Source organism: Sphingomonas sp. TF3, assembly GCF_003985085.1.
In the GTDB taxonomy this organism is placed as follows: Bacteria; Pseudomonadota; Alphaproteobacteria; order Sphingomonadales; family Sphingomonadaceae; genus Sphingomonas.
Genome location: NZ_RWKS01000009.1, coordinates 101,624 through 119,800, shown reverse-complemented (window position 1 = coordinate 119,800; position 18,177 = coordinate 101,624). Strand labels below are relative to the sequence as shown.

At 64.9% G+C, this 18,177-nt stretch carries 16 protein-coding genes and 1 tRNA gene; 9 read left to right on the top strand and 8 right to left on the bottom strand.

Going from position 1 to position 18,177, the window contains the following annotated elements:
- Positions 1 to 287: 287 nt before the first annotated feature.
- The 3 genes from rpsA (at position 288) to EJC47_RS10215 (ending at position 2,583) form a co-directional block, all read left to right on the top strand.
- Positions 288 to 2,015 (top strand): 30S ribosomal protein S1, encoded by a 1,728-nt coding sequence (rpsA, locus tag EJC47_RS10225; RefSeq protein WP_010402708.1) that lies wholly within the window; start codon positions 288 to 290, stop codon positions 2,013 to 2,015.
- Positions 2,016 to 2,173: 158 nt separating this feature from the next.
- The gene (locus EJC47_RS10220) at positions 2,174 to 2,452 is read left to right on the top strand and encodes an integration host factor subunit beta (RefSeq protein WP_033963205.1); all 279 of its coding nucleotides are present in this window, start codon (positions 2,174 to 2,176) and stop codon (positions 2,450 to 2,452) included.
- A gap of 45 nt (positions 2,453 to 2,497) precedes the next feature.
- Positions 2,498 to 2,583: transfer RNA gene (locus EJC47_RS10215), tRNA-Leu, on the top strand.
- Between the two features lie 144 nt (positions 2,584 to 2,727).
- Here the strand turns inward: EJC47_RS10215 and EJC47_RS10210 are convergent.
- From EJC47_RS10210 to araD1, 3 genes are all read right to left on the bottom strand, one after another.
- A complete protein-coding gene (locus EJC47_RS10210) occupies positions 2,728 to 4,029 on the bottom strand; it encodes a sugar MFS transporter (RefSeq protein WP_405053010.1) in 1,302 nt (433 codons plus the stop codon).
- A 118-nt stretch (positions 4,030 to 4,147) separates the two neighbouring features.
- The gene (locus EJC47_RS10205; protein ID WP_033963206.1) at positions 4,148 to 5,074 is read right to left on the bottom strand and encodes a Gfo/Idh/MocA family protein; all 927 of its coding nucleotides are present in this window, start codon (positions 5,072 to 5,074) and stop codon (positions 4,148 to 4,150) included.
- Positions 5,071 to 6,051 carry an AraD1 family protein gene (gene araD1, locus EJC47_RS10200; RefSeq protein ID WP_126847338.1) on the bottom strand — a complete coding sequence of 327 codons (981 nt, stop codon included), beginning with the start codon at positions 6,049 to 6,051 and terminating at the stop codon, positions 5,071 to 5,073. Before araD1 ends, EJC47_RS10205 begins: the two co-directional genes overlap by 4 nt.
- A 108-nt stretch (positions 6,052 to 6,159) precedes the next feature.
- Between araD1 and EJC47_RS10195 the strand changes: the two genes are divergently transcribed.
- Positions 6,160 to 7,311, top strand: a complete 1,152-nt coding sequence (locus EJC47_RS10195) for an aldose epimerase family protein (protein ID WP_126847336.1) — start codon at positions 6,160 to 6,162, stop codon at positions 7,309 to 7,311.
- A 40-nt stretch (positions 7,312 to 7,351) separates the two neighbouring features.
- Here the strand turns inward: EJC47_RS10195 and EJC47_RS10190 are convergent, their stop codons facing one another.
- Positions 7,352 to 7,984, bottom strand: a complete 633-nt coding sequence (locus EJC47_RS10190; RefSeq protein WP_126847334.1) for a 2-dehydro-3-deoxy-6-phosphogalactonate aldolase — start codon at positions 7,982 to 7,984, stop codon at positions 7,352 to 7,354.
- The gene (locus EJC47_RS10185) at positions 7,981 to 8,865 is read right to left on the bottom strand and encodes a 2-dehydro-3-deoxygalactonokinase (RefSeq protein WP_052191979.1); all 885 of its coding nucleotides are present in this window, start codon (positions 8,863 to 8,865) and stop codon (positions 7,981 to 7,983) included. Before EJC47_RS10185 ends, EJC47_RS10190 begins: the two co-directional genes overlap by 4 nt.
- A 236-nt stretch (positions 8,866 to 9,101) precedes the next feature.
- Here EJC47_RS10185 and EJC47_RS10180 point away from each other — a divergent pair, with 236 nt between their 5' ends.
- From EJC47_RS10180 to EJC47_RS10160, 5 genes are all read left to right on the top strand, one after another.
- Complete coding sequence (locus tag EJC47_RS10180; protein ID WP_126847332.1) at positions 9,102 to 11,387, top strand: FdhF/YdeP family oxidoreductase; 2,286 nt, start codon at positions 9,102 to 9,104, stop codon at positions 11,385 to 11,387.
- A gap of 54 nt (positions 11,388 to 11,441) precedes the next feature.
- Positions 11,442 to 12,251: a formate/nitrite transporter family protein gene (locus EJC47_RS10175; RefSeq protein WP_126847330.1), complete on the top strand. Its 810-nt coding sequence runs from the start codon at positions 11,442 to 11,444 to the stop codon at positions 12,249 to 12,251.
- Positions 12,252 to 12,258: 7 nt separating this feature from the next.
- Positions 12,259 to 13,572: a formate dehydrogenase accessory sulfurtransferase FdhD gene (fdhD, locus tag EJC47_RS21510; protein WP_185867633.1), complete on the top strand. Its 1,314-nt coding sequence runs from the start codon at positions 12,259 to 12,261 to the stop codon at positions 13,570 to 13,572.
- 67 nt (positions 13,573 to 13,639) lie between these two features.
- Positions 13,640 to 15,118, top strand: coding sequence for an ABC transporter substrate-binding protein (locus EJC47_RS10165; protein ID WP_185867632.1), 1,479 nt, complete (start codon positions 13,640 to 13,642; stop codon positions 15,116 to 15,118).
- 27 nt (positions 15,119 to 15,145) lie between these two features.
- Complete coding sequence (locus EJC47_RS10160) at positions 15,146 to 15,556, top strand: DUF4112 domain-containing protein (protein WP_033963280.1); 411 nt, start codon at positions 15,146 to 15,148, stop codon at positions 15,554 to 15,556.
- 22 nt (positions 15,557 to 15,578) lie between these two features.
- Here EJC47_RS10160 and EJC47_RS10155 read toward each other — a convergent pair whose 3' ends face one another.
- Genes EJC47_RS10155 through nadA form a run of 3 tightly spaced genes read right to left on the bottom strand, consistent with a single transcriptional unit; the run spans position 15,579 to position 18,147 of the window.
- Complete coding sequence (locus EJC47_RS10155; RefSeq protein WP_126847326.1) at positions 15,579 to 16,292, bottom strand: ribonuclease T2 family protein; 714 nt, start codon at positions 16,290 to 16,292, stop codon at positions 15,579 to 15,581.
- Positions 16,293 to 16,303: 11 nt separating this feature from the next.
- Positions 16,304 to 17,149 carry a carboxylating nicotinate-nucleotide diphosphorylase gene (gene nadC / locus EJC47_RS10150; RefSeq protein ID WP_033963221.1) on the bottom strand — a complete coding sequence of 282 codons (846 nt, stop codon included), beginning with the start codon at positions 17,147 to 17,149 and terminating at the stop codon, positions 16,304 to 16,306.
- Positions 17,146 to 18,147 (bottom strand): quinolinate synthase NadA, encoded by a 1,002-nt coding sequence (gene nadA, locus EJC47_RS10145; protein ID WP_126847324.1) that lies wholly within the window; start codon positions 18,145 to 18,147, stop codon positions 17,146 to 17,148. The genes nadC and nadA overlap by 4 nt, the downstream gene beginning before the upstream one ends.
- Between the last annotated feature and the right edge of the window lie 30 nt (positions 18,148 to 18,177).

The following is an 18,177-nucleotide window of genomic DNA, read 5'->3' as shown; positions in this document are numbered from 1 at the left end:
CTGTCTCTCCCGCATTGGTATAGCCAACGGCACCGTGCCTCAACGCCCCCCTACGGCTTGCCCGCAGTGGCATCTCACGCTATAGAGCGGTCGTCCGGTGAGCGGTGTTCACGGAGGCTGGCGCGACAGGCATGTCCTCTCGCGCCCTTTTCGCATTCGCGCGACTTGGCCCTCCCTGCCCCCAATCAACGGATGTCGGGCTGCGCATACGGCCACCCCGACACCATTGGCCAAGACCGCCGGAGACAACCGGCTGGCCGGAACATGATTTAGGAATACAAGACTTTATGGCCACTCAGGCAAACCCAACCCGCGACGATTTCGCCGCCCTTCTCGAAATGACGCTCGGCGGTGCCGACAGCTTCGAAGGCCGCGTCGTCAAGGGCACCGTCACCGCGATTGAAAACGACCTCGCCGTCATCGACGTCGGCCTGAAGTCGGAAGGCCGCGTTCCGCTGCGCGAATTCGCGATGCCGGGCCAGAAAGCCGATCTCAAGGTCGGTGACGAAGTCGAAGTGTTCGTCGACCGCGTCGAGAACGTGCACGGCGAAGCGATGCTGTCGCGCGACCGCGCCCGTCGCGAAGCCGCCTGGGACACGCTCGAAACCGAATTCGCCAAGACCGCCCGCGTCGAGGGCGTCATCTTCGGCCGCGTCAAGGGCGGCTTCACGGTCGACCTCAACGGTGCCGTGGCCTTCCTGCCGGGTTCGCAGGTCGACATCCGCCCCGTGCGCGACGTCACCCCGCTGATGGACATCCCGCAGCCGTTCCAGATCCTCAAGATGGACCGCAAGCGCGGCAACATCGTCGTGTCGCGTCGCGCGATCCTCGAAGAAACCCGCGCCGAGCAGCGTTCGGGCCTGATCCTCAGCCTCGCTGAAGGCCAGATCATCGACGGCGTCGTCAAGAACATCACCGATTACGGTGCGTTCGTTGACTTGGGCGGCATTGACGGCCTGCTGCACGTCACCGACCTCAGCTACAAGCGCGTCGGCCATCCGTCGGAAGTCCTGAACATCGGCGATACCGTCCGCGTTCAGATCATCCGCATCAACAAGGACACGCAGCGCATCTCGCTCGGCATGAAGCAGCTCGAGAGCGATCCGTGGGAAGGCGCTGCCGCCAAGTATCCGGTCGGCGCGAAGCTGTCGGGCCGCGTCACGAACATCACCGAATATGGTGCGTTCGTCGAACTCGAGCCGGGCATCGAAGGCCTGGTCCACGTGTCCGAAATGTCCTGGACCAAGAAGAACGTCCATCCGGGCAAGATCGTTTCGACCTCGCAGGAAGTCGATGTCGTGGTCATCGAGGTCGACCCCGACAAGCGCCGCATCTCGCTCGGCCTCAAGCAGGCGATCAGCAACCCGTGGGAGGCCTTCGCCGAAGCGCATCCGATCGGTTCGACCGTTGAAGGCGAAGTCAAGAACGCGACCGAATTCGGTCTGTTCATCGGCCTCGACAACGACGTCGACGGCATGGTCCACATGTCGGACATCGCCTGGGGCGTGTCGGGCGAAGACGCCCTCAACCTGCATCGCAAGGGCGAGGTCGTTCAGGCGATCGTGCTCGACATCGACGCCGAGAAGGAGCGTATCTCGCTTGGCATGAAGCAGCTTGAGCGTGGTGCTCCGGCAGCCGGTGCGGCAGCGGCAGGCGGCAACGCTTCGTCGGGCCTCAACAAGAATGCCATCGTCACGGTCACCGTGCTCGAAGTCCGCGATGCGGGTCTCGAAGTGCAGGTCGGCGACGACGGCGCGACCGGCTTCATCAAGCGCACCGATCTCGGCCGCGATCGCGACGAGCAGCGTCCGGAGCGGTTCCAGACCGGCCAGAAGTTCGATGCGATGGTGACCGGTTTCGACCGTTCGAAGAAGCCGACCTTCTCGATCAAGGCGATGCAGATCTCCGAAGAGAAGCAGGCCGTGGCGCAATACGGCTCGTCCGACTCGGGTGCGTCGCTGGGCGACATCCTCGGTGCCGCGCTCAAGGCGCAAGGGGCCGACAGCAAGAAGTAAGGCCAAAGGACGGGGTTATTCATCCAAATGGAGTAGCCCCGTCCTGTCCTTTCACGTCGTTTCGTGGCTATCGTTCATGATGGACTTACGATAAATAAAGTCCGAAGCGGCCACTTCATTCCATTGGAGCAAGGCCGCGGCGGCAAGGAAACGACGCGATGATCCGATCTGAACTGGTGCAAACATTGGCAGCTGAAAACCCCGATCTGTCGCTGCGCGACATCGAGGCGCTGGTCACCACCTTTTTCGACGAGATCACAAAGCGACTGGCACTGGGCGGGCGTGTTGAACTCCGCGGCTTCGGTGCCTTTTCGACCCGCGCCCGCGATGCGCGCACCGGACGCAACCCCCGCACCGGCGAATTGGTCGATGTCGGCGCGAAGCGCGTCCCCTATTTCAAGCCTGGCAAGGAAATGCGCGCGCGCCTCAACGTCTAAGCGACTTGACGCAACCCGCGCGGTACGCTTGGAATTTCCGCACATGCGGACGTGGCGAAATTGGTAGACGCACGGGACTTAAAATCCCTCGCCCTCAGGGTGTGCGGGTTCGAGTCCCGCCGTCCGCACCATATACATCTCTGAAACGATGCACCCTGCCCTCGCAGGGTCAGCCGGTGCATGTCGGTCGGCTTGAGCGCGGACCGGGACAAACCCCATAACGGGCGCACGGTCCAACCCGACATAGCAGGTTCGCCGTGCACCCATCGGTGCGGCTATGCCGTCTTGCTGCCCCATAGCGCGTAGAACAGCACATAGACCTCGCACGCAGCGGTCAGCAGGAACGAGGTCTGCAGGCCATAGCTGTCGGCCAGCCAGCCCTGCACCACGACCAGAGCACCGCCTGCGATCGCCATGATCAGCAGGCCCGATCCCTCCTCGGTCAGCGGCCCGAGGCCCTTGATGCCGAGCGTGAAGATCGTCGGGAACATGATCGAGTGGAACAGCCCGACCGAAATCAGCGCCCACATCGCGACATGGCCGGTGGTGAAGGCGGCGATCAACATAACGACCGTCGCACCGATACTGGCGACCGCCAGCGCGTGTCCGGCCTCGATGCGCTGCATCGCGAACGCCCCGACCAAACGGCCCACCATCATCCCGCCCCACAACAGGAACAGATAATTGGAGGCCTGCTGGTGCGTCAGGTTGCCGATCTCGGGCTGCGACACGAAGTTGATGAACAGGTTGCCGACGCCGATCTCGGCGATCAGGTAAATGAAGATCGCCGGAATGCCGAGCACGAGATTGCGGTGCTGCCACAGGGGATGATGCGCGATGCGATAGCCGAGCGACTTGCCCGAGGGGGGTGCTTTGGCGGCGCGCTGCGTCGCGACGCCCATCGGCGGCAGCGGATAGCGCGCGATGATGACGGCCAGCACCGCAAGAACAACGGCGACGATGACATAAGGCAGCACGACCGATTGCGCGTCGGCCAGCCGCTCGGCCGGGGTCAAGGCGGCAGCTCCTGCCGCAGCCGTTCCCGACGTCGTGCGGCCAAGGATCAGATAGCCGCCGAACAACGGCGCGAGCGTCGCCCCTGCCGAATTGAATGCCTGCACCAGGTTCAACCGCGATGACGCGGTCTCGGGCTTGCCCAGCACCGAAACATAGGGGTTGGCAGCGACCTGTAGCAGCGTGATCCCACTGGCGATTACGAACAGGGCGAACAGCGTCACTTCATAGGAAGGAAGCTTCGCCGCGGGCACCATGATCAGCGCGCCCACCGCCATCATCCCCAAACCAATCACCATCGAGCGCTGATAGCCGACCCGTTCGATCACCATCGCCGACGGGATCGAGGCGAAGAAATAGGCGATGAACCAGACCGATTCGATCAAGGTGGTCTGGGTGTAGCTCAGCGCGAACACGCTGCGCAGGTGCGGCAACAGCGTACCGTTGATGACGGTGATGAAGCCCCACATGAAGAACAGGCTGGCAAGCAGTGCCAGCGCCCGCCCTGCTTTTGGTCCGCTCGCGCTTTCCGATATCCGCGCCGTTGGGGCCACCATCGCCATTACCTGTCTCTCCTGAATCAATCCTCTATTGTCTGAGTATATGTGGCCAGCGAGCGCGTCAAACGCCGATCGCGCGACGGATGGCGCACCATCTCAGCGCGCGCCCGCTATGGTCGATTCAATCGTCGAAGGGGTCCGTATCGCGGCGGCGGCAGCGCAGGAATGCGTCGGCGACCAGTCGCAGCGGAGTGCGATCGACATCGCTCTCGCCTTTTGCGATCAGCGCGGCAAAATGATGATAGAGCGCGGCATATTCGGCTTCGGGGGCACTTTCCCGCGCCATGCCGTTGATCGTCAAGCGACTGCCGCCATGCGTCAGCATCAGTGTGCCGTCATCGGTATCGACGACGATATCCCATGTCTGTGGGCCGGTCTGCCGCCAATCGAACACGGCGTGGACCGGTGCACCGCTCATCCCGATCATGTTGAGCTCGGCGGCGATCGGCGCGGCACGGTTTGCGGGGAAGTCGAGCGTGCCGTCGTGCAAATAGAAATGGCGCGGCAGGATCCGCGTCGCGATCGACAGCGCGTTGATGCCCGGATCGAACACACCGAGCCCGCCCGGCTCCCAGATCCATTGCTGCCCGGGATGCCAGCGCCGGACATCTTCTTTCCAGGTGATCTCGACATGGTTGATGCGCCGCTCGGTGAGCCACGCGCGGGCGTCGTGCACCGCAGGCGCAAAGCGCGAATGCCATGCCGCGAACAGCGTCGTGCCGGCAGCGTCAGACAAGCGCGTCAGCGCTTCGACTTCGGACAGGGTCGCGCCAGGGGGCTTTTCCAGCAGCACATGCTTGCCCGCGCGGATCGCCTGCACGGCGGCATCGAACCGCACCTGCGGCGGCTGGCACATCGCGATCGCGTCGATCGCGATGTCGGCATTGAGCATGGCCTCTACCGACGCGAACACCGGCACATCGGCGAGCGTCCCGGCCAGCGTTGCCGCCGCGACCAATTCGAACTCGGGCGACCCGGCGATCGCGGGCAAATGCTGGTCATGGGCAATCTTGCCGAGCCCAACGATGGCGACGCGGATCGGGCTCACAGCGTTTTTACCGACACGGGCGTGGCGGGTTCCGCGCCGATCGGGTTGCGCACGGGATAGTGGAATGGGGCCGCAGCGATCTCGAAGATGTCGCCCGGTTGGGTGTGAACCGCGTCGCTGAACGACAGCGTCGCCGTGCCGAAGAAATGGACGTGTACGTCGCCCGGACGCCGAAACAGTGCATATTTGAAATGGTGATGCTCAAGGTTGGCGATGCTGTGCGACATGTTCGCTTCGCCCGATACGAACGGCTTTTCCCATAGGACAGTGCCATCGCGAAGTATCTTGCTGGTGCCCTCGACATGTGACGGCAACGGCGTGATCAGCAATTCCGGGCCGAGCGCCGCGGGCCGCAATTTGGAATGGGCGAGCCACAGATAATTGCCGCGCTCCGTGACATGATCGGAAAATTCATTGGCGAGCGCAAACCCGAGCCGCACCGGGGTGCCATCCTCATCGATCAGGTAGATGCCGGCAATTTCCGGCTCCTCCCCCGCATCGAGCGCGAACGCCGGGGACGGTAGCGGCGCGTCGGGCGCGATCAACGCACTGCCATCGCCCTTGAAGAACCACTCGGGCTGGGCACCGACCGCGTCTCCCTCGGGCTTGCCGCCCGCCACCCCCATCAGGAACATCTTCATCGAATCGGTTTGCTGCGCGGCATCATCGATCGCACGGTGCATCTTGTCGCGCCCTTCGGCCGAGCCGAGGTGTGTCAGGCCCGTGCCGGTCATCAGCAAATGCGCGGTATCGGGGTGGTCGATCGGTGCGAGCACGGTGACGCGCGACAGATCGACCGGTTCGCCCTCGCCCAACGCACCGATCATCTCGATCAGGCTGTGTCGCTCGGCAAGCGCGCGGCGCGCCAATTCCACCACCGTTGTGACCCCCGGAACCGTTCGCAGCATGTCGCCCTGCGCGACGACCACCGCACGGGCGTCATCTGGCTGGCGGATCTGAATCAGCGAAACCGTCACTCTATCTCTCCGTCGTTCGGGCAGTCGGCATAATCGCGCAAGGTGCCCTTTGCATCTATTTTGTCTGAGTATATAGCAAGTTCAAACTGGTCAACGATGGGAGAGTTTATGCGGCGCCACGGTCTGGGTTGGACGAAGACAACGCTACTCGCAGCGCTCGTAACGTGCGTCGCGACACCGGCCTTCGCCGCGACGGCGGAACGACGCCCCTTTGGCACACTGGCCGACGGGACCGCAGTCGAAGCCGTGACGCTGAAGGGCGCAAACGGCGTCAGCGCGACGATCATTTCTTTCGGCGCGACCCTGCAAGCGTTGAAAGCGCCCGACCGAGACGGCAAGATCGCCGATGTCGAACTCGGCTATGACGATCTGCAAAGCTATGTCGATCGTCCCAATTTCTGGGGTGCGAGCGTGGGCCGCTATGCCAACCGCATCGCGGGCGGACGCTTCATCCTGGACGGGAAGACCATTCAGCTTGCGCAGAACGATAAGGGCAACTCGCTGCACGGCGGCACCAAGGGCTTCGACAAACGGCCGTGGCGCGTGGTCTCGGTAACCTCCGGTCCTACCGCGCGCGTGACGTTTGCGCTGACAAGCGCGGCGGGTGACCAGGGGTATCCCGGCACGCTCGCGGTCACCGCCAGCTATGCACTCGACGATGCGGGCAACCTGACGATCGACTATGATGCGACCAGCGACGCGCCGACGATCGTCAACCTCACCAACCACGCGATCTTCAATCTCGCCGGGGAAGGCGCGCCGCAGGGTGCCCTGCAACACCGGCTGACCATCCCCGCCGCCCGTTACACCCCGGTGAATGCGCAACTGATCCCGACCGGCGTGCTGAAGCCCGTCGCGGGCAGCGTGTTTGATTTCACGCACGGGCGCGTGCTTCAGGATGGCATACGCGACGGCACCGACCCGCAAATCGTGTTCGGCCGCGGCTATGATCACAATTTCGTGCTCGATGCCGGGCGGACCAAGGAGCCCAAGCTTGCCGCGCGGCTGGAAGATCCGGCCTCGGGTCGCGTGCTTGAGGTGTTGACGACCGAACCCGGCGTTCAACTCTACACCGGCAATTTCCTGGATGGCACGCTGATCGGCAAAAGCGGGCACCTGTACCGCATGGGCGACGGCATCGCGCTTGAGCCGCAACTCTTCCCCGACACGCCCAACCAACCGGTGTTCGGCTCGGCGCGCGTCGATCCCGCCAATCCCTATCACCACCGGATGGTCTTCCGGCTGTCGACCACGCGCTGACGCGCAGCGACGCGACCCGTTCGGACGGGCGACGTGCGATCTACGCCGTCGCTCGCGCCGCCCGGAAGGCGCTAACCAACGCACGCCCGCGCGCGCCGGTGTCTTCCGCCGAACGACCCGGCGCATAAAGCGAGGAGCCGATGCCGAAGCCCGTCGCCCCGGCTGCACAATAAGCGGCCATCGTCTCGGCATCGATGCCGCCCACCGGGAACACCGGCATCGCCTTCGGCAACACCGCCCGCATCGCCTTCAAGCCTTGCGGACCGGCGACTTCGGCAGGAAAAAGCTTCAATCCATCGGCCCCCGCGTCAATTGCGGCAAAGGCTTCGGTTGGGGTGAAGAAGGCGGGCAGCGACACCAGCCCCAGCGCCTTGGTCGCGCGGATCACGTCGGTATTGCAATTGGGCGAGATCACGATCTGCCCGCCTGCATCCTGGACGCGTTGCACATCGTCCGGGTGCAGCACCGTCCCCGCCCCGACCAGCGCGGTATCCCCCAGCGTATCGACGATGGCGCGGATGCTCACAAACGGCTCGGGTGAGTTGAGCGGCACTTCCAGGCACCGGAACCCGCAATCGCACAGGGCGCGGGCGACCGGCCCCGCCTCGCCCGGCGTGAGCCCCCGCAGGATCGCGATGAGCGGAAGCTCGTCCAGCAAGTCGTCGAAGGTCATCGGATCTCCTTTCCAATCGTCCACAGTCCGGCGGCGGTGGCCGCATCGCCATCGACGAGGTCGATGTCTGTTCGCCCGGCAAGGGCGAAGGCGGTGCGATAGCGCGCACTGAGCGCTGGATCGCCGATCATCGTGATCGTGCCAGGCGCTGCCCCCATCATCGCGCCGATCTCGGCCCCGATCAGCAGGCCCGACAGATACGCCGCAACCTCCCGCGTAGAAAGCTTCCCCAGCAGCACCTCCGCACGCGCCGAGAATAGCAGCATCGACACCGCCGGATCTGCCAGCGCGCGGTTCACGCCACGGGCAAAGGCACCCGCGGTGTCATGCTCGCCCGGATCCTCTGCCAAACGACCCAGCAACGAATGTCGCAGCAATACGGCGTAAAGCTCGCCGGTCATCGCCGTACGAAAGCCCGTTACGCGCCCGGCGTCCAGCATCGCCCATTTGCTGTGCGTTCCGGGCAGCACGACCACCCCGTCACGCACGCCCGCACCCAGAATCTGCGTTTCCTCTCCGCGCATCACGTCGCCCAGTCGAACCGGCTGATCGACCGAGAGCCCGGGCACGATGTGGCACTGGCCAAGCGCGGTATCGAAGCCCTGCGTCGCCGCTGCGAGCGCGACCGGATCGGCCGGGCATGGCAGATAGGCGGCCTCGTGCCAGCCATTGCGGCTTCCGATCATGCCGGCCAATACGATCACCGGCCGATCGCCGATCCACCCGTCGATCAACGTGCCCAAGACCGCCTCGAACGCGCCATCCTCGATCGTCGCGATGCCACGCGATGAGACGCGCCGTTCGATCACCTTCCCCGTTGCGTCGAAGCGAAAACCTCGCAGGTTGGACGTGCCCCAGTCGATGCCGATCAATCCCGTCATCGCGGCAGCACTTCCCGCGCCACACGATCCATGATTGCAACGTCCGCCATGACACCTCCGGGTTTTCGGGGAACACGCCCACTTGAGCAAAAACCGCTGTGCGGCGTCATGTTCGACTCCCCACCGGCTGACAAGTCCGCCGCGCAACCTCGTGCAGCATTCGGCGTTGAGCCGGGGGACAGTTGCAGCGTACGTATTCATCCCCTCCCCTAATTCTATCGACAAGGCGCGCAGACATGGCCGAGCACAAGGACCTTCCCCACGCTTCCGGTCCCGCTGGCGGCTGGGGTTCGCTGCGGGGAATCGCGCACGCCTATGGCGACGCCTTGCCCAGCCCCGCCGCCTTGCGCAGCCTCGGGCGAATCAACAAGCCCAAGGGCGTGATGTGCGTGTCCTGCGCCTGGCCCAAGCCCGCCAATTATTCGGCGTTCGAATTTTGCGAAAACGGCGCGAAGGCGACGCTGTGGGAGCTCACCAGCGCACGCTGCACCCCCGCCTTTTGGGAAGAAGACAGCCATACCGTCACCGCACTGCGCGACTGGAAGGATCATGATCTCGAAAAGACCGGCCGCCTGACACACCCGCTGCGCTACAATGCCGCGACCGACCGCTATGAGGAAGTGTCGTGGAACGAAGCCTTCGCCGCGATTGGCGCGACGCTGAACGCGCTCCCCAAAAATAGCGCGGTGTTCTACGCTTCGGGCCATGCCGGGCTCGAAGCCTCCTATCTCTACGCGCTGCTCGCGCGCGTTCACGGCACCAACAACCTGCCGCAAAGCTCCAACATGTGTCACGAGACCACCTCGGTCGGGCTGACCAAGGTGATCGGCTCGCCCGTTGGCACGATCGTGTGGGAGGATCTCGCCGAAACCGACGCCTTCTTCGTGTTCGGCCAGAACCCCGGCACCAATAGCCCGCGCTTCCTCCACCCGATGAAGGAATTGAAGGATCGCGGCGGCAAGATCGTCACCTTCAACCCCGTCATCGAACAAGGCCTCGTCTCCTTCGTCGATCCGCAAAGCCCGGCCGCGATGCTCACCGGCAAGGAGACCAAGATCTCCGACCAATATCATCAGGTGAAGGCCGGCGGCGACATCGCCGCGATCCTTGGCCTGTGCAAATGCGTGGTCGAGGCCGACGATGCCGCCAGGGCGGCGGGCACGGCGGAAGTGATCGACCACGCCTTCGTTGAACAGCACACCACCGGCTTCGACAGCTTCATCCAGTCCTGCCGCGACGCCGACTGGGCCGAGATCGAGCGCGAATCCGGCCTGAGCGAAGCCGCGCTGCGCGAGGCCGCCGAAGTCTATATCGCCGCCGAAAAGGTGATCGGCGTGTATGGCATGGGCCTGACGCAGCACGCGCACGGCGCGCTGAACATCGCGATGCTGGTCAATTTGCTGCTGCTGCGCGGCAATATCGGTCGCCCCGGCGCCGGCTGCTGCCCGGTGCGCGGACACAGCAATGTGCAGGGCCAGCGTACCGTCGGCATTGCCGAAAAGGCACATCTCGTCCCGCTCGACAAATTGAAGGAGCTGTTCGGCTTCGATCCGCCGACCGAGGACGGCATGAATATCGTCCACGCCGCCGAGGCGTTGTTCGAGGGCGAGGTGAAGGCGTTCATCTCGCTCGGCGGCAATCTGGTGCGCGCCGTGCCCGATCAGCAACGGATGGAGGCCGCCTGGGCGGCGCAGGACCTCACCGTGATGGTTTCGACCAAGCTCAACCGCAGCCACCTGTTCCCCGCCAAACAGGCCTATATCCTGCCCTGTCTCGGCCGCTTCGAAACCGACGCGCAAGCGACCGGGCCGCAGACCATCACCAGCGAGGACAGCTTTTCGATGATCAGCGCCTCGATCGGCTATCGCCCGCCCGTGTCGGAGAGCGTAAGGAGCGAGTTGGCGATCGTCGCGGGTATCGCCAAGGCGACGCTACCGCCGCTGCCCGCGCTGCAATGGGACGCCTGGACCGGCGATTACGCGCTGGTACGCGATTTGATCGAGCGTACCTATCCCGACGATTTCCGCGATTATAACAAGCGCATGTATCAGGCCGGCGGCTTCTATCGCGGCAATGGCGCGCATGAGCGGGTGTGGAAGACGCCCGAGGGCAAAGCGGTGTTCACCACGCCCGGCGCGCTCAATTCGGTCGGCTTCCAGGATGCACCCGGCCGCTATCGCCTCATCACGATGCGCTCCAACGATCAGTTCAACACCACGATTTACGGCTATTCGGATCGGCTGCGCGGGCTCGAAGGCTCGCGCGATATCGTGCTGATGTGCCCGGAGGACATGGCCGAAGCCGGGCTCACCGACGGCCAGACGATTACGCTGGTGACCGACGTCGCCGACGGCCACGACCGCCGCCTGACCGGCCTTACACTGACCGCCTACCAGCTCCCGCGCGGCACGATCGCGGGTTATTACCCCGAGTGTAACGTGCTGGTGCCGATGCAGCACCATGACGAACTGTCGGGCACGCCCGCTTCGAAATCGGTGCCGGTGCGAGTGGAGGCGAGGTGATGGCCGCTTCGCGTTCGCTGGCCAAGCCGCGCTTTTGCGCATAGCAACAGACCGATGGTTTCCAGCAAAGATACTTCAAAAAGCGACGACGATCTCGGTGCGGCCGACGCGACCGACCTTCATCGCACGGTGCGCGAAGAGGGCGAGACGGCGGTCAACCGTCCGGCCGCCGCCTTGTTGTGGTCGGGCCTTGCAGCGGGCATCGCGATCAACGCTTCGCTGTTGTTCGAGGGTGCGCTGTACGCGCATTTGCCCGATGCGCCGTGGCGGCCGACGGTGGTGTCGCTCGGCTACCCGATTGGATTTTTGATCGTCGTGCTCGGACGGATGCAGTTGTTCACCGAAAGCACAATCACCGCAATGCTGCCGCTCGCGACCAAGCCGTCGCTCGCGGCACTGGGGCGGACGCTTCGGCTGTGGGCGCTAGTCATCCTCGCCAACCTTGCAGGCACCGCATTGGTCGCGTCGGCAATGGCGGGCGGGCTGATCGGGGACGATGCATTACGCGCCGCGATGATCGCGGTTTCGGCCAAGGTGATGACGCTTGGCGCGGGCGCGACCTTCCTCAACGCCATCCCGGCTGGCTTCTTCATCGCGATCCTCGCCTGGACCCTGCCCGGGGCCCGCGCCCAGTCCTTTCTGATCATCAGCGCGATCACCTATCTCGTCGCGCTCGCGGGATTCAGCCATTCGATCGTCGGCTCGTCCGAGGTGTTCCTGCTGATCTTCAGCGGCAAGGCATCGGCGCTCGCGCTGATCGCGGCGTCGTTGATCCCGGCCATCCTCGGCAATCTGCTCGGCGGAGCCGGCATCTTCGCCCTGCTTGCGCACGCGCAGGTGCGCAGCGATGCGGAGGCGAAATGAGGCTGCCATGCGTTTGCTAGGCGCGATCCTTGCCGGGGGGCAGTCACGCCGCTTCGGCACCGACAAAGCGGTGGCGCAGTGGAACGGCGCGCCGTTGCTCGCGCACTGCGTCGCCGCGCTGTCGCCACAGGTCGATCATGTGGTGCTGTGCGGACGGGAGTGGGAGGGCCTGGAGGGCGTGGCCGACCGGCCGGAACCCGGCCTCGGGCCATTAGGGGCGCTCAACGCCGCGCTGCATTATGGTGCCCGTCACGGATATGACGCGGTGCTGACCGTGCCCGTCGATGTCCATCCCTTGCCGACCACGCTACGGCGCTTGCTGGAGGGGGAGGACGCAGCCGTGCTGAACCGGCAGACGGCGATCGGCTGGTGGCCAACCGCGCTAGCCGCCCGGCTCGACGCGCACATCGCCGCGGGCGGGCGCTCGCTCGAATCCTGGATCGCACTTGCGGGAAGCCGCCGGGTGGATGATTCGAACCTGGATCTGGTCAATATCAACCGCCCCGACGATCTCAGCCAATTGACTATGGCGGTTCGCGATGTCCCGGTGCTGCGCGTCGCCTACGATGACACACCGGGTGACTGGATCGATCGCGCGGTCCCGGTCGAAGCGCCGATCGCGCTGGAATATAACGGGATCGGCTATGCCGTGATGATGGGCACGCCCACCGATCTGGCCGACTTTGTCGCGGGCTTCACGATCAGCGAAGGCCTGGCGACGCTCGACGAACTCACCGAACCAAGCATCGTTGCGGTCGATGGCGGCTGGATCGTGCGCGCCGAACTTCCGCAACGCTCCACCCCTCGCGTCCTCGCGCGCGCGCGCACCCGCGTGTCGGAAAGCGGCTGCGGCATTTGCGGTATCGACAGCATCGCCGCCGCGCTCGCCCCGCTTTCCCCCGTCACGGCCAGAATATCGCTGGAGCGTACAGCCATAGCGCGGGCGCTCGGCCAGTTGCGCCACCATCAACGGCTCGGCCGTGCGACCGGCGCGACTCATGCTGCGGCGTTTTGCAGCCCGTTCGGCGATATCGTGCTCGCGCGCGAAGACGTGGGCCGCCACAATGCGCTCGACAAATTGATCGGAGCGCTTGCGCGCCATGGCATTTCGAGCGCCACGGGCTTCGTGTTGCTATCGGCGCGGTGCAGCCAGGAGCTGGTGGAAAAGACGGTCCGCGCGGGTTTCCCGATGCTGATCACCATCAGCGCCCCTACCAGCCTTGCGATCGATCGCGCGCGCGAGGCAGGGCTGGCGCTCGCCGTCATCGCACGGGACGACACGATGTTGATCGCGCACGATCCGCACCGGTCGTTCGGTTAAACCGGGCACACAACCGATCTAAACGACCGGGTGGCGCGGGCCGCGACCGGGTGGCACAAGGATGGCCATGACCCGCCTACGCCTGCCCCTTTTGATGGTTCGCCCTATCGCCCTGGTCTCGCTCGCCGCGCTCGCCGGGTGCGGCCCGCGTGGTGACGACGGCCCGGTGACGGTCAGCGCTATCGGCAGCAATCCCGTACTGGCCGACCCGGCGCGCGGTGCGCTGGACACCCCTGCCAGGCTCCTGCTCGACGCGACCGCACAGGGCCTCGTCCGCTTCGACGCAAGCGGCCAGATCGAACCGGGTATTGCCGAGCGCTGGAGCGTGATCGACCAAGGCAGAAGCTACATCTTCCGCTTGCGCGACAGCGAGTGGAATGACGGGGAAAGGGTCACCGCTGCCGAAGTGGTGAAGGTGCTGCGCCGTCAGCTCGCGCCCGGGTCGCATAACGTTTTGCGCCCTTATCTGACCGCAATCGACGAAATCGTCGAGATGACGCCCGAGGTGATCGAGATCCGCCTGAAGCGGCCGCGTCCGGACCTTCTGAAACTGTTCGCACAGCCCGAACTTGCGATTTTTCGCATTCGGCCACCCGGCGGAAGTGGGCCGTTTCGGGCGACCGCGCAGCGCGGTCGCAGTGTCTTGCTGCGTCCCGCGTTCGACCCCGCGCGCAGCCCGGACGACGACGTGGTCGAACCCTCTGCCGCCGCCAGTATCCATTTGATTGGCGAACGCGCGGCACGCGCCATCGTTCGCTTCGAGCGGCGCGAGGCGCAACTTGTCACCGGCGGTACTTTCACCGATTGGCCGCTTGTCGAGCTTACCCAGATCGCGCCCATCAACCGACGGCTCGATCCATCGGCTGGCGTGTTCGGCCTGGCGATTGTCAGCCGGGAAGGCGTGCTCGCTGATCCCGCCAATCGCGCGGCCATCGCTCAGGCATTTGACCGCGCGGCCTTCGCCGCCGCCATTGCCCCCGATTGGGCACCGGTATCGCAATTGCTGCCCGAGCAACTCGATTCGGCGGCCCCCCCGGCAAGCCCCGCATGGGCGCAAGCCGAAAGCGGCCCGCCCCAAGAGGCCGTGACTCGCATCGCCCAATGGAAGGCCGCGCATCCGGGCGAAATCGCGCTGCGCGTCGCGCTCCCCGACGGCCCGGGCGCAACCTTGCTCTACGGCTATATCGGCGCGGCGTTGGTATCGCTGGGAATCGCGCCCGAGCGGGTTGCCGCCGATGCACCGGCCGACCTCCGCCTGATCGACGCGGTCGCGCCCTATGACAGCGCCCGCTGGTACGTGGCAACCGCGTGCCAATTGTGCAGCGAGGCGACCCAAACTGCGATCGACGCCGCCCGCGATGCGGATTCGCCGCGGATGCGCGCGCAGCAAATTGCCATTGCCGATGCAGCGCTCGCCAATGAGGTGGCCTTCATTCCGATCGCGCGTCCGCTTCGTTGGTCGCTGGTGAGTATCCGATTGAAAGCCTGGACCGGGAACTCCCGCGCGTGGCACCCGTTGAATCATCTCCGCAGCGACACCAATTGAGATGACATGGCCGACACCACAACTCGCATGAGCCCCCCGCCCCTCGGTGCGTTCGCTTCCAGCTATGCCGGGCGCGATCCGGCGGCGGTGCGCAAGCGGATCGAGGCGATGGAGCATTTGCTCGAAGGGCTGTTCACGGTGCCGTTGCTCAATCGCAAAATTGGCCTCGACGTGATCCTGGACCTGATCCCGATCGGTGGCGACGCGATCGGGGCAGCGATGGGCGCGTGGATGGTGTGGGAAGCGCGTAACCTCGGCATGTCGAAGCTCCAGATGGCGCGGATGTTCGGCAATGTCGGGATCGATTTTCTGCTGGGCATCATTCCGGTGGTGGGTGCCGTTCCCGATTTCCTGTTCCGCTCGAATACGCGCAACCTGAAGATCATCAAACGCCATCTCGACAAGCATCACCCATCGACCGCCACCATCGTCGGCTGACCGCGCGGTGGCGGGAAGGCGATCAGCGCTTCCCGCGCCAGACCTTCACCGTCGCGGTGTCGGCAACACCGCCCGAACCCGCCTCGCAGCGCGTATAGGCAAAGCGCTTGTCGAGGCACAGCCATAGCTCGTCGAGCCACCCGCGTTCGTTGACGGTGACACGCACGGCGTTGGCCGGTAGCCCCGGATTGGCCGCCGCGATCGCTTCCGCCAAGTGTCCGGCGTTCAGCGGCTTGCGCGACAGGGCGTCCATGTCGGGATAGTGGAGCTTGGCGTAAAGGTCGGTCGATTTGCTGAAATAGGCGTCAGCTGTGGTGCCCATGCACGTGCCGTGCTTGGCCCATTCGTGTTGGAGCAATTGTGGCGAGGGCGTCGAGCAGACGTGCTGCTTGATCAGCGCCGCGGGCAACAACGCCGTGGACGTGCAATATTGCGGCCACTCCTTCCCCACGCCGTCGGGCCACAAACCATGCAACGTGAAGCCGAACCGGTTGCCGCTCTGGCATTGGAATTTGGCAGAGGGATCGCGGAAATTGTTGTGGCAATATTCCGGTGCCCAGGTCAGCGCGAGCGTATAGCCGGTGATCGGGCGCAGTCGCTGCGGCTGGCTCGCCGAGGCGACGTCGGGGTGCGGGCGCGGCAGCGTGGTGGGGACAGTGCATTGATAGCTTTGCGCCTGCACTGCCACCGGCAGCATCGCCAGCACGCCACATCCGATCGCCAGAGAAATCCGCATCGTCCGCACCCTCATGCTGCCGTGAAATCGAGCCCGATATCAGCCGCCGGAGCCGACTGCGTCAAGCGCCCGACGCTGACATAGGTAACCCCGGTCGCGGCGATCGCGCCGATCGTATCGAGCCGCACCCCGCCCGACGCTTCGGTCGGCACGCGCCCGGCAACCTGCGCCACCGCCGTGCGCAGTGTGGCCACGTCCATATTATCGAGCAGCAGATGCGTTGCCCCCGCCGCAAGCGCCGGTTCGATCTGGTCCAGCGCATCCACCTCGACGATGATCCGCGCGATCCCTGCGGCCTTCGCCCGCGCAATCGCCGGACCTACGCCGCCTGCGACCGCGACATGATTGTCCTTGATCATAGCGGCGTCCCACAGGCCCATGCGGTGGTTGGTCGCCCCGCCCATCCGCGTCGCATATTTCTCCAGCGCGCGCAGGCCAGGTATGGTCTTGCGTGTATCGAGCAAAGTCGCGCCGGTGCCCGCAATCGCCTCGACATAGGTGCGTGTCATCGTCGCGATGCCCGACAGATGCTGCACCGTGTTGAGCGCCGAGCGCTCCGCCGTCAGCATCGCCCGCGCGCGTCCCTGGAGGCGCAACAGATCGGTGCCCGCCGCCACCGCTTGCCCGTCCTCGACCAGCCGCTCGATCTCCACATCCGGGTCCAACGCGCGGAAAAACGCCTCGGCGATCGGCAACCCCGCGACGACGATCGCATCGCGGCTGTCCATCACCCCGGTAAACCGCGCATCCGCCGGGATCACCGCAGCAGAGGTAATGTCCCCGCCCGGCCCCAAATCCTCGGCCAGCGTCGCCTGCACGAAGCTTGCGAGGTCGAAACGGTCGAGCTGAAAGGTCATGCCTTTACAGGACCCAGGTCGCCCTGCCCCACCGTGCCGCTGGCCATGGCGAGCATCGCGTCGAGGCTCTTCTTGGCTTGTAGCCGCAGCCCTTCCTCAATTTCCACGCGCGGGGTCAGGTCGCGCAGGGCGAGGTAGAGTTTCTCCAGCGTGTTCAGCGCCATGTACGGGCAGACATTGCAGTTGCAATTGCCGTCCGCGCCGGGCGCGCCAATGAAGTTCTTGAGCGGCGCGGCCTTTTCCATCTGGTGGATGATGTGCGGCTCGGTCGCGACGATCAGCGTGTCGCCCGCCATGGCATCGGCATAGGCCAAAATGCCGCTGGTCGAGCCGACATAATCGGCATGGTCGAGGATATAAGGCGGGCATTCGGGGTGCGCCGCGACCGGCGCGCCGGGGTGCTGCAATTGCAGCTTGAGCAATTCGGTTTCGCTGAACGCCTCGTGCACGATGCACACGCCCGGCCACAGCAGCATCTCGCGCCCGGTCTTGCGCGCCAGATAACCGCCCAGATTCTTGTCCGGCCCGAAGATGATTTTCTGGTCGAGCGGGATCTGGCTGAGGATCTTTTCCGCCGAAGACGATGTGACGATCACGTCGGAGAGCGCCTTCACCTCGGTCGAGCAGTTGATATAGGTCAGCGCGATATGATCCGGGTGCGCGGCGCGGAACGCGGCGAACTGGTCGGGCGGGCAACTGTCCTCCAGGCTGCACCCGGCATCCATGTCGGGCAGCACCACGATCTTGTCGGGGCTCAGGATCTTGGCGGTCTCGGCCATGAAGCGCACGCCGCAAAAGGCGATGACATCGGCATCGGTCGCCGCTGCCTTGCGCGACAGATCGAGGCTGTCGCCGACGAAATCGGCCAGATCCTGGATTTCGGGCTTCTGGTAATAATGCGCCAGGATCACGGCGTTGCGTTCCTTGCGCAGCCGGTCGATCTCAGCCCTCAAATCGAGCCCGGTCAGGCTTCCGCCGATACCACCACGTGCGTCCATCACCATGCTCCCGCGTTTGTGGGCTGCACA

Excerpts from the sequence above, each read along its gene's own strand:
- EJC47_RS10155 (WP_126847326.1), bottom strand. The coding sequence starts at position 16,292 with ATGCGGATTTCTCTGGCGATCGGATGTGGCGTGCTGGCGATGCTGCCG.
- EJC47_RS10180 (WP_126847332.1), top strand. The coding sequence starts at position 9,102 with ATGGCCGAGCACAAGGACCTTCCCCACGCTTCCGGTCCCGCTGGCGGC.
- EJC47_RS10190 (WP_126847334.1), bottom strand. The coding sequence starts at position 7,984 with ATGACCTTCGACGACTTGCTGGACGAGCTTCCGCTCATCGCGATCCTG.
- EJC47_RS10175 (WP_126847330.1), top strand. The coding sequence starts at position 11,442 with ATGGTTTCCAGCAAAGATACTTCAAAAAGCGACGACGATCTCGGTGCG.
- fdhD (WP_185867633.1), top strand. The coding sequence starts at position 12,259 with ATGCGTTTGCTAGGCGCGATCCTTGCCGGGGGGCAGTCACGCCGCTTC.
- EJC47_RS10185 (WP_052191979.1), bottom strand. The coding sequence starts at position 8,865 with ATGACGGGATTGATCGGCATCGACTGGGGCACGTCCAACCTGCGAGGT.
- EJC47_RS10195 (WP_126847336.1), top strand. The coding sequence starts at position 6,160 with ATGCGGCGCCACGGTCTGGGTTGGACGAAGACAACGCTACTCGCAGCG.
- rpsA (WP_010402708.1), top strand. The coding sequence starts at position 288 with ATGGCCACTCAGGCAAACCCAACCCGCGACGATTTCGCCGCCCTTCTC.
- nadA (WP_126847324.1), bottom strand. The coding sequence starts at position 18,147 with ATGGACGCACGTGGTGGTATCGGCGGAAGCCTGACCGGGCTCGATTTG.
- EJC47_RS10210 (WP_405053010.1), bottom strand. The coding sequence starts at position 4,029 with ATGGCGATGGTGGCCCCAACGGCGCGGATATCGGAAAGCGCGAGCGGA.
- EJC47_RS10160 (WP_033963280.1), top strand. The coding sequence starts at position 15,146 with ATGAGCCCCCCGCCCCTCGGTGCGTTCGCTTCCAGCTATGCCGGGCGC.
- nadC (WP_033963221.1), bottom strand. The coding sequence starts at position 17,149 with ATGACCTTTCAGCTCGACCGTTTCGACCTCGCAAGCTTCGTGCAGGCG.
- EJC47_RS10165 (WP_185867632.1), top strand. The coding sequence starts at position 13,640 with ATGACCCGCCTACGCCTGCCCCTTTTGATGGTTCGCCCTATCGCCCTG.
- EJC47_RS10220 (WP_033963205.1), top strand. The coding sequence starts at position 2,174 with ATGATCCGATCTGAACTGGTGCAAACATTGGCAGCTGAAAACCCCGAT.